This is a genomic window from Actinoplanes palleronii, assembly GCF_016862315.1.
Taxonomy (GTDB): Bacteria; Actinomycetota; Actinomycetes; order Mycobacteriales; family Micromonosporaceae; genus Actinoplanes; species Actinoplanes palleronii.
In genome coordinates, this window is record NZ_BOMS01000027.1 from 1 (window position 1) to 7,925 (window position 7,925).

The 7,925-nt window shown below is 71.1% G+C and carries 8 protein-coding genes; 4 read left to right on the forward strand and 4 right to left on the reverse strand.

What is annotated here, in order from left to right; translation table 11 throughout:
- Positions 1 to 247: 247 nt before the first annotated feature.
- Positions 248 to 859, reverse strand: a complete 612-nt coding sequence (locus Apa02nite_RS11165; protein WP_203824992.1) for a DUF998 domain-containing protein — start codon at positions 857 to 859, stop codon at positions 248 to 250.
- 44 nt (positions 860 to 903) lie between these two features.
- Positions 904 to 1,215 carry a TrmB family transcriptional regulator gene (locus tag Apa02nite_RS11170; protein WP_067701594.1) on the reverse strand — a complete coding sequence of 104 codons (312 nt, stop codon included), beginning with the start codon at positions 1,213 to 1,215 and terminating at the stop codon, positions 904 to 906.
- Positions 1,216 to 1,288: 73 nt separating this feature from the next.
- Between Apa02nite_RS11170 and Apa02nite_RS11175 the strand changes: the two genes are divergently transcribed.
- Entirely contained in the window at positions 1,289 to 2,023 is a 735-nt protein-coding gene (locus Apa02nite_RS11175) for an MBL fold metallo-hydrolase (RefSeq protein WP_203824993.1), read from the forward strand.
- Positions 2,024 to 2,095: 72 nt separating this feature from the next.
- Here the strand turns inward: Apa02nite_RS11175 and Apa02nite_RS51885 are convergent, their stop codons facing one another.
- The gene (locus tag Apa02nite_RS51885) at positions 2,096 to 3,256 is read right to left on the reverse strand and encodes a hypothetical protein (protein ID WP_203824994.1); all 1,161 of its coding nucleotides are present in this window, start codon (positions 3,254 to 3,256) and stop codon (positions 2,096 to 2,098) included.
- 334 nt (positions 3,257 to 3,590) lie between these two features.
- On the opposite strand from Apa02nite_RS51885, the gene Apa02nite_RS11185 reads away from it, so the two are divergent.
- The 3 genes from Apa02nite_RS11185 (at position 3,591) to Apa02nite_RS11195 (ending at position 7,158) form a co-directional block, all read left to right on the forward strand.
- Positions 3,591 to 6,101: an HAD-IC family P-type ATPase gene (locus Apa02nite_RS11185; RefSeq protein ID WP_203824995.1), complete on the forward strand. Its 2,511-nt coding sequence runs from the start codon at positions 3,591 to 3,593 to the stop codon at positions 6,099 to 6,101.
- Between the two features lie 13 nt (positions 6,102 to 6,114).
- The gene (locus Apa02nite_RS11190; protein ID WP_203824996.1) at positions 6,115 to 6,537 is read left to right on the forward strand and encodes a PPOX class F420-dependent oxidoreductase; all 423 of its coding nucleotides are present in this window, start codon (positions 6,115 to 6,117) and stop codon (positions 6,535 to 6,537) included.
- 78 nt (positions 6,538 to 6,615) lie between these two features.
- Entirely contained in the window at positions 6,616 to 7,158 is a 543-nt protein-coding gene (locus Apa02nite_RS11195; protein ID WP_203824997.1) for a hypothetical protein, read from the forward strand.
- A gap of 297 nt (positions 7,159 to 7,455) precedes the next feature.
- On the opposite strand, the gene Apa02nite_RS11200 is transcribed toward Apa02nite_RS11195, so the two are convergent.
- The coding region (locus Apa02nite_RS11200; RefSeq protein WP_203824998.1) for a lysylphosphatidylglycerol synthase transmembrane domain-containing protein at positions 7,456 to 7,925 on the reverse strand (470 nt) is incomplete at its 5' end.

The window sequence follows — 7,925 nt, forward strand, 5'->3', positions numbered from 1 at the left end:
GAGGGCCGTCACAACCAGCCGAGCGACCCGAGCTGGGCCTGACGGCCCTTGTGGGCGACGCATAACGGCTGTCACGACCGGGCGAGCGGTCGCGGGCGAGCGCTTGCGGTGATCCCGGCGCCGCGAAACACCACCAGCGGTCGCCGAGCACGGCTGGAGAGCGGCCGTCGTCGTTTCAGGGCCGCTCTGACCACCACCGATGCTCGCCGGGCACGATCGGCGGGGCCGGCGGCTCGCACGGGCCGGGTCAGAAGGTCCAGATGGTCAGGAACAGGGCTACCAGGAAGAACCACAGGTTGGTGCTGAGCAGGTATACCCGCTCGGCCAGACCGAACACCTGGCGCAAGGAGGGGACGACCATCGTCACCACGACCGCGGCCAGGCCGGCTGCGGCGATCCACTTCAGCGTCACCAGCACCGCGCCGAGGCTCGACCACGCCGGGTGGCCGGTCAGCGGCGGGGTCAGGTTCGCCACGGACAGGTAGACGAACGTGAACGACGCGACCGCCAGCAGCAGGTGGATCCGGCCGGTCGCGGTGACCGGGGTGCCCTCGACGTCGGTCGGGAAGAATGCCAGCGCCAGCCGGGTCGCCGGGATCAGCAGGAGGATCACGTAGTCGCCGGTGGACAGCGGATCGTGGCCCAGTTCGACGGCGAGCGCGCCGGTCAGCGCGAGGATGCCGAGGCTGTTGGCGAGCACCGCGGCCCGGAACTGCCCGGCAGTGCGGCCGACGCCGTAGTCGCTCACCGCGTCCCGGATCGGGTGATGTCCGGTGCCCCGCAGGTGCAGGGCCACGAAGATCGCGAGGTAGGCGAGGAGCAGGACGACGGCGGTGACCGCCAGCAGACTTCCGGACACGCTGACAGTCCCATCGGTAGTGCTCGTAACGACGAAAACCGATCTTAGGGAGTCCGTTCCGCGGCCGCTGCCCGGGCGCCGGCGATCGAGGCGGCGTAGGCGTTCGCCATCCGGTCCAGCAGCGCCTCCGGGTCGGCCGCGAGGAACCGGATCGGCGGGCCGGGCAGTTGCTCGGCGGCGCCGCGGGCGACCAGCCGGCGCAGCGTCTCGTAGACCTTGGGCTGCGGCACCCCGGTGCTCTTCGCGACCGCGTACCCGGTCAGCGGGCCGGCGCCGAGCAGGCCCGCGTAGCACCGCGCTTCGTACGGGGAGAATCCCAGCTCGCTCAGGTGCCTCACCAGGCGCTGGACCGGCATGCCAGCACTATAGGCAGAGGTAAATGCCGACGGATAGGTGCCGGTTTCCCTGCGGGTGCGCTAAGCAGGACAGATGACCGACTACCGGATCAGCCGCCGACTGTTCGTGACCACCGGCGCCGGGGTGCTGGGCCTGGCCGTGGTCAACACCCTGACCGCCTGCTCGACCACGCCCGCGGCGGAGCCGCTTCCGCAAACGAGCAGCGCCGAGGAGAAGGCGGGCACGACCGGCGGCTGGAAGCGGGTCAACCTCAGCTTCGTGTCGGCCTACCTGCTGCTCCGCGGCGACGAGGTGGCCATCGTCGACACCGGCACCGCGGGCTCCGGCGGTGCGATCGAAACCGGACTCAAGGCGGCAGGCAAGGACTGGGGCGCGGTCAAGCACGTCCTGCTCACCCACCACCACCCGGATCACGCGGGCAGCGTCGACGAGATCCAGAAGCAGGTGAAGGCCACGTTCTACACCGGAACGGCGGACGCCCCGAACATCGTCTCGGACGCCAAGCTGACGTCGCTCAACGACGGTGACGAGGTGTTCGGGCTGCAGATCGTCGGCACGCCCGGGCACACGCTCGGCCACATCTCGATCTTCGACGCGTCGACCGGGACGCTCGTCGCCGGCGACGCCCTGCGTACCCAAAATGGTTTGGAAGGCTCGAACCCGGAGTTCACCGCGGACCAGGCTGCGGCGGCAAAATCGGTCAAGAAACTGGCGACCCTGCCGATCAAGATCATTTTGCCGGGGCACGGCGAGCCGTTGACCTCGGGCGCGAGCGAGGCGTTGCAGAAGCTGGCGGCGACACTCTGACCTGCGAGTTCGCTGTTCGCCGCCAGCTTCGCGGCGGTTCCGGCCGCTCTTTTCCGGTACGACGGTACGGCGCTATTTCAGCTGCTTGAACTTCTGCACGGCCTTCCGCGTGATCGCCTCGAGTTCGTGCTGCCCGGGCTGTTCGATGTTGACCAGCAGCACGGTGATCACGGCGCCCCGGATCGAGACGGCGGCCATCTTGCCGTGCACGGTGACCCGCGGGCTGGTCATCTCGACCTCGAAGCGGACGGCGGCGGACTTGTTGCCGAACCGCGGCAGGTCGAGCGGGAACGTCGACATCCGCAGCGCGTCGGGCTCGCCGGGCTTGCCCTCGTCATAGGACGGGCAACGGCTCGGCGCGGCGGCCACCTGGGCCACGATGTCCCGGGCGGCCCGGTCACCGGCCGGGTTGATCGCCTCGATCAGCACCGGCCCGGTCTCACCCTTCATGAAGGCGGCCCGCACCGTGTCGCTGCCGGCCTTCTGGCCCTGGCCACCGGGCTGAGGCGTGGCGGTCGGCGCGCCCGCCCCCACCGGCTTCGCGGCCGGCATGTCCGCACCGGCCGTCGTCGCAGCTGCGGCTGCGGCCGGCTGCGCGGCTGCGGCGGGCTTCACGGCTACCGCGGGCTGCGCGGCCGCGGCGGGCTTCACGGCTGCGGCGGCCGGGGAGTCCTGGCTGGGCTGCCCCGGGGCAAGGGCGACGGCGGACCGGGGGCTGGGCTTGACCGGGACGCCGGGGCCGACCGGGGCGCCGGGGGCCACGGGGCGGACCGGGGCGCCGGGGGCTGCGGCCGGCGTGGTGTCGCACATGCCGATCTTGGAGCCGGTGTCGGTGAAGGCCTTCAGGGCGTCCGGCATCGGCTTGTAGCCGGACGGCAGCTCGGCCGGGGTGAGCAGGGCGGCCCGCAGGCGCTCGGGGTCGAACTTTCCGCCCGCCGCGACGGCGTGCAGCGGGGACGTGCCCGGCAGCAGCGCGGAGCCGGCCAGGGACGCCGGCAACGCCGCCCCGATGATCAGCGAGGGGGTGGCCGCGTCGCTCATCAGCTGGGCCAGCGCGGCGTTCTTCGCGGGGTTCCAGACCACTGACCGGGCGCTCTTCGCCGGGCTCCAGGTGGCGGCCGCGGCGGCGCGGTGGGTCAGGGCGAGGTCAGCGGTCAGCGCGGTCAGGCCCAGCCCGGCGGAGAGCGCGACGCCGAGTGCCGTTCTGACCGATTTATACCGAATGATCTGCATTTGATCACCCTAAACGGCGCCTAGCAGGTGCCAAGCAGCCTTCGCCGGAATACGCCGGAACCAGCACGGGCGGGAGCCGGAACGCGCCCCGAACCAGCGCAGGGCGGGAGCCGGAACACGCCCGAACCAGCGCGGGCGAGACGGGAACACCCCCGGTGACCAGCGCGGGATGGGACGGGAACACCCCCCGGTAACCGGCGCGGGGCGGCGCCCGCGGGTGGGCTCGCTCCGGGGCGGGGCCTGCCGGGGGCACGCGGCACGGGAGCGCGGCCGGGCGGGCTCCCCGGCCGGCGGGCCCTAATCGTACAAAAAAGGGGTTTTAATGGTTTTTGTGATGAGCGTGGGAGAGCAGGCGGTTGTCGTCGAGGGGCTCAGTTCGGCGGAGGCCGCGCACCGGTTGCGGCACGGTGAGGGGAACACCCCGGTCAAGGGCGGGTCGCGCAGTTATGCGGAGATCCTGCGGACCAACGTCTTCTCGTTCTTCAACATCATTCTGTTCGTGATCGGGGTGGCGCTGCTGGCCCTGCAGCGGTACAGCGACGCGCTGATCAGTGTCGGACTCGGCCTGATCAACGCGGTGATCAGCGCGGCCCAGGAGATCCGGGCCAAGCGGAAGCTGGACGGGCTGCAACTGCTCGACCGCGGCGCGGTCGTGGTGATCCGCGACGGCGCCGAGCAGGAGATCGAACCCGAACTCGTCGTGCGCGGCGACGTGCTGCGGGTCCGGGCCGGCGACCAGATCGTGGTGGACGGGCCGATGCTGGACGGCGGCCGGATCGAGGCGGACGAGTCGCTGCTGACCGGGGAGTCGGATCCGGTGACCAAAGAACCCGGTGATGACTTGCGGTCAGGCAGCCTGTGCGTCTCGGGCGACGGGCACCAGCTGGCCCGGGACGTCGGGCGCAACAGTTACGCCGGGCGGCTGACCGCCGAGGCGCGCCGGTCCACCACCGACAAGACGCCGCTGCAACGGCGGATCGAGTTCACCGTGCGCCTCGTCATGGTGCTGACCACGCTGATGAGCGGCGCGATCCTGGCCCAGGCCGCGATCGAGGGCTTCACCCTGCTGCGGGTCGTCCAGATCACCGCGGTGCTGTCCGGGCTGGTGCCCTACGGGCTGTTCTTCCTGATCGCGCTCGCCTACACGGCCGGCGCGGTCCGGATCGGTCGCCAGGGCGCGCTGGTCCAGCAGGTCAACGCGGTCGAATCGGTGAGCAACGTGGACGTGGTGTGCACCGACAAGACCGGCACGCTGACCACCGGCAACCTCGCCGTCGACGAGATCCTGCCGATCGGCGAGCACGAGTACGCCGAGGTCGCCGACGCCCTGGGCGGTATCGCGCACAACGCCACCACCCCGAACCTGACCGCGCTGGCGATCGCCGCCGAGCTGGCCGGGCCGATCTGGGAGATCCGCGACGAGGTGCCGTTCGCGTCCTCGCTGCGCTGGTCCGGACTGGTCACCGACGAGGACACCTGGGTGCTGGGCGCGCCGGACGCGCTCGCCGCGCGGCTGCGCAAACCGCTGCCGGCCGACCTGGTCACCGAGCGGACCCGGCGCGGCCTGCGGGTACTGCTGCTGGCCCGGGCGCAGGACACCGGCGCGCCGCTGCGCGACCCGGAGGGCCGGCCCGAACTGCCGATGCTGGAGCCCTACGGCCTGGTCGCGCTCGGCGACGAGCTGCGCCCGGCGGTGGCCGACACGGTCCGCCGGTTCCGCAGCAGCGGGGTCGACCTCAAGGTGCTCTCCGGCGACGACCCGCGCACCGTCGCGGCGATCGCCGACCGGGCCGGGATGGACGCCGGCGAGCCGGTCCCCGGCGCCGACCTGGACGGGCTCGACGACGCCGCCCTGGACGCGGTGGTCGCCCGGACCACGGTGTTCGGCCGGGTCGCGCCGGAGCACAAGGAACGGATCGTCCGGTCGCTGCGCCGCCAGGGCCGGTACGTCGCGATGATCGGCGACGGGGTGAACGACGCCCGCGCGCTCAAGCAGGCGCACGTCGGGGTGGCGATGCGCAGCGGCAGCCCGGTCACCCGGGACGTGGCCGACATCGTGCTGGTCGACGACTCGTTCGCGGTGCTGCCCCCGGCACAGGAGGAGGGCCGGCGGATCATCAACGGGATCGGGATGTCGCTCTACGTCTTCCTGGCCCGGGTGGCCAGCCAGGGGCTTGTCATCCTGGCGGTGACGATGCTCGGGCTGGGCTTTCCGTACTCGCCGACCCAGGTGGGGCTGACCCTGTTCACGGTCGGGGTGCCGACGTTCTTCCTGACGTTCTGGGCCAAGCCGGTCCCGCCGGACAAGCGGCTCTTCGCGAGCATGGCCCGGTTCGTGCTGCCCACCTCGATCGTCACGGCCGGCGTGGCGACGACCGTCTACACCGCGCTGTACGAGGCGATCTCGCACGGCTTCAGCTCCGGCCGGACCCCGGCCGAGGTGATCGACGAGTTCGAGCGCTACACCGGCCTGCAGTACGGCGTCGACACCGACTTCGCCACCGCGTCCGCGACGATCGCCGCACAGACCGGGCTGTCGACGTTCTTCTGCTTCGCGTCGTTCATCATGATCCTGTTCCTGGCGCCGCCGAACCGTCTCTTCGCCGCGTGGACCCCGCCGACCGACGACCGCCGCCCGGCACTGCTGGTCGCCGGACTGATCGTGGTCTTCCTCGTGGTGATCAACGTGCCGGTGCTGTGGTCGTACTTCGGCCTGATCGGACACGCCCGCCCGGTCGCCGCGATCGTGCCGCCCGCGCTGCTGATCTGGTTCCTGGCCCTGACCGCGGCGTTCCGCTTCAAACTCCTCGACCGGGCGCTCGGGGTGCACAACCTGCATCGATGAGTAACCTTCGGTCATGAGCGCTCTGCCCCCGGAACTGCGCGGTCTGATCGAAACCGGTCCCCTGGCTCACCTGAGCACGATCAACGCCAACGGCAGCCCCCAGGTCTCGGTGATCTGGGTCGGCGTGGACGGTGACGACGTGGTCAGCGGCCACCTGAGCTGGAACGCCAAACTCCGCAATGTGGAGCGGGATCCCCGGGTGGTGCTGTCGTTCGACGCGCCCCGGCAGCCGGGTGTGTTCCTTGCCGAACACGCGGTGCTGCGGGCCCAGGCCGCGATCGAGCCCGGCGAGCAGGCGTGGGAGCTGCTGGACCGGCTGGCGAAGGTCTACCTCGCCCCGGATGCGACGTTCCCGGCGCCGCGGACGTCCGGCTGGGTGATCCGCTATCACGTCGAACGGATCGGCGGGGTCGGCCCGTGGACGTCGCCCGCGTGACAGTGACGTGTGCCGTTCCCTCGGGCGACGCCTTCGCGTGATTGACTCGTGACTAATGTCGCTGGTAGGACCGGAGGGGTGACCTTTCTGTGGTCCTACACCGACGCCTTGGCCGCCGGCGATGAGAGCTGGTGGCGGGCCGCGACCCGGCACGCCGCCGATCTCCTGGAAGCCGACCACTGGTGGCTCGACCCGCCCGGACGGGTGCCGGTCCAGCACCTGCTGGTGGAGACGACCGCGCTGCTGTCCTACGCGCTCGCCCGCAGCGAGGACGACGACCCGGAAACGGTCACCGGCGCCGAGCTGTCCGCCTGGGCCGCGGCCCGCCCACTGCCCATGCTGGACGAGACGGTCCCGGATTCCCTGGAGGGTTCGATCTCCCTGCTGCAGTGGAGCCGGATCTTCGAGGAGCAGCGCCTGCGCCAGCAGAACGACCTGGCCCGGCTGCTGCGGGCTGCCGGGCACCACCTGCCGGCCACGGATGATCCGGTCGCGGTCCTCTGGCAGGACCTGGTCGACCGGGACCATCCGGGGCGGCGGTACGGACGCGACTTCCGCCTGCCGGGCCCGGCGCTGGCGCTGGGGCTGGGCGCAGTCGCCCAGCAGTTCAACCGCCCATAATCAGCACCAAACCCCGAAGCGTGTGAAGTAACGGCGCCCAGCGCACCCAAACTCCCCACGCAACGCCAGCAACCACCTTGCGTGTGAAAAAACGGCGCGGAGCGCACCCAAACTCCCCACGCAACCCCGCCAACCACCTTGCGTGTGAAAAAACGGCGCCCAGCGCACCCAAACTCCCCACACAACCCCGCCACCCACCTTGCGTGGGGAGAAACGGTACGGAGCGCACCGAAAAGTCACACGCAGCGGCCGGAACCGCCGACTGTGGGGAGTTCAGGTTCGGAGCGGACCCGGACTTCACACACTCGGGGGCAGAGGACCGGCCGCGGGCTCGGGACCGACGGCGTTGCGGAGGGAGAAGTGGGCGGCCACACCAGTGGGCAGGATCAGCCAGAACGAGATCAGCCGGTAGATCAGCACCACCGTCGCGGCGGTGATCTCAGGGCACCCCGCCGCGATCAGGCCCGCCAGCATGCTGGTCTCGATCAGGCCGATGCCGCCCGGAGTGAGCGGGATCTGCCGGACCACCTGGACGGCCAGGTAGATCAGCGCCAACCGGCTCCAGCCGACGTCAGCGTGGGCTGCGGCCGCGGCCAGCACCAGGCAGCTCAGGTCCAGCAGCCAGTTGATCAGGCCGGCCGTCAGGACCGCCAGCCAGGTCCCGAGCGGGATGGACCGGGCGTCACTCAGCGCCCGGCTGGACGGAGGCCGCCGCATGAGGCCCGCAAACGGCGCGACGACCCAGCGACCGACGCGAGACGTAAACA

Coding starts and splice junctions, on each gene's coding strand:
- Apa02nite_RS11190 (WP_203824996.1), top strand. CDS start 6,115: ATGAGCGCTCTGCCCCCGGAACTGCGCGGTCTGATCGAAACCGGTCCC.
- Apa02nite_RS11175 (WP_203824993.1), top strand. CDS start 1,289: ATGACCGACTACCGGATCAGCCGCCGACTGTTCGTGACCACCGGCGCC.
- Apa02nite_RS11170 (WP_067701594.1), bottom strand. CDS start 1,215: ATGCCGGTCCAGCGCCTGGTGAGGCACCTGAGCGAGCTGGGATTCTCC.
- Apa02nite_RS11185 (WP_203824995.1), top strand. CDS start 3,591: ATGAGCGTGGGAGAGCAGGCGGTTGTCGTCGAGGGGCTCAGTTCGGCG.
- Apa02nite_RS51885 (WP_203824994.1), bottom strand. CDS start 3,256: ATGCAGATCATTCGGTATAAATCGGTCAGAACGGCACTCGGCGTCGCG.